This is a genomic window from Acinetobacter sp. YH12129 (assembly GCF_013418685.1).
GTDB lineage: Bacteria > Pseudomonadota > Gammaproteobacteria > Pseudomonadales > Moraxellaceae > Acinetobacter > Acinetobacter amyesii.
Window position 1 is genome coordinate 1 of record NZ_VPBP01000073.1, and the last position, 1,598, is coordinate 1,598.

Annotated in this window: 2 protein-coding genes; both read right to left on the reverse strand. The window is 38.5% G+C overall.

What is annotated here, in order from left to right:
- Positions 1-70 precede the first annotated feature (70 nt).
- Entirely contained in the window at positions 71-391 is a 321-nt protein-coding gene (locus FTU65_RS16090) for a PH domain-containing protein (protein WP_257222723.1), read from the reverse strand.
- 114 nt (positions 392-505) lie between these two features.
- Positions 506-1,420, reverse strand: coding sequence for a lipid A hydroxylase LpxO (gene lpxO / locus FTU65_RS16095; RefSeq protein ID WP_178318334.1), 915 nt, complete (start codon positions 1,418-1,420; stop codon positions 506-508).
- Positions 1,421-1,598 lie beyond the last annotated feature (178 nt).

Sequence of the window (1,598 nt, forward strand, 5' to 3'; positions counted from 1 at the left end):
TGTTCAAATGGCGATTCAGCGTTTAATTGGTTTTGGGAAAAAAGAAGAGTTTAAGGAAATTTTGGCAATTTTAAGAAAGCAGAATCCTGATAGGATAAGGGTTCTGTGAAATTTGTCGTGTACAGAGTATTTTTTGAATACTGTCGCGTGGAATGTCCCATTTTAAAAACATGCAACGGATCTGCAAGCGTTCTGCATCGACCTGATAGCGCGTATTGAACACAGGCCACCACAACACAAAAATGGTAATGAAATACACCCCTGTGTGCACAGGAAATGCTGGCATCGTGCCTTTGGCGTACATGGTCAGCAATAACTGAATCAATAGACCAGACATACAAATCACAAAAGCCAAAACCCACCAATCTTTTTTAGAACGAAACGTTTGCATAAAAATTCCCCTATTTACTTCATTCTATACATAAAAGTAGGTCTGGATTAAAGCTCGTTGCTGAAATTGCTCAAAAATGTCATAAAAAAACGCCCCGAAAGGCGTTGTAATACTCTAAAACACATAAGGGCGAATAAAAATTAAGAAGAAAATCCCGAGCATTAAAAACCATTTTAAGAAATAGTACACACGACTATTTTTAGCTTTTAAAGCCTTGGCTTTTAAACGCACTTGATAGACATAGCCAAAGACTTTATTTAAGCCACCCGTCTGATCGCCTGCTTCATTCGGAGAGCTTGCTGCGGTCATCACATTTTTGCCAAACCAGTGATTAAACTTTTGCATCCAGCGAGATTTTAACGGACGCTCGACATCGGCAAAGAAAATAATACGGTTTTGAGAAGTGCCATTTTCAGCATAGTGAATATAGGTTTCATCAAACACCACACTTTCACCATCACGCCATGAATACCGCTCACCATCGACATCAATAAAACAACGGTCATCATTTGGTGTCATCAATCCCAAGTGGTAACGCAATGAACCTGCATACGGGTCGCGATGACGCACTAAACGACTGTCGGGCGCTAGTTCAGTAAACATCGCCGCCTTAATGCTAGGCAAAGTTTTTAATAATGCTGTGGTTTTTGGACATAATTCTGCTGCTGATGGATGCGCGGAGTCATACCATTTTAAGTAAAAGCGCTTCCAGCCTGTTTTAAAGAATGAGTTAAAACCCAAATCATCGTAAGTACTTGAAGCTTTAATACCACCCTGTTCATATAAAGCTTTGGCTTCATCACGAATCATTTCCCAATTGTCATCCAAAACCTTTAAATCTTGAAAGTGCTGGGTGTCGATATACGGTTGATTTGGTACTTTAGAGAACAAATACATTAAATAGTTGATCGGTGCGAGGATGGTAGAATGGTCAAAAAACTGACGATAAAAACTATGACGCACCTTGCCGCGCTGTTGAATATACAGCGCTGAAGCGATAAAAATCGCCAAAATAATCCACTTCAACATAGAACAACCTAAATTGCTGAAAACAGCTAAAATTCAAAATGTCGCATATTCTCTCTGTACACGACAAAAATAGATAACTCATTGAAATAATGTCACAATAATTGTTTTCTAACGACGAATACTATGACACATCTCAATGAGTTATATCTTATCTTAAACAAATCTCTAAAATGGAACA

Bases quoted from the DNA above. Each gene is read 5' to 3' on its own strand.
- FTU65_RS16090 (WP_257222723.1), bottom strand. From the start codon at position 391: ATGCAAACGTTTCGTTCTAAAAAAGATTGGTGGGTTTTGGCTTTTGTG.
- lpxO (WP_178318334.1), bottom strand. From the start codon at position 1,420: ATGTTGAAGTGGATTATTTTGGCGATTTTTATCGCTTCAGCGCTGTAT.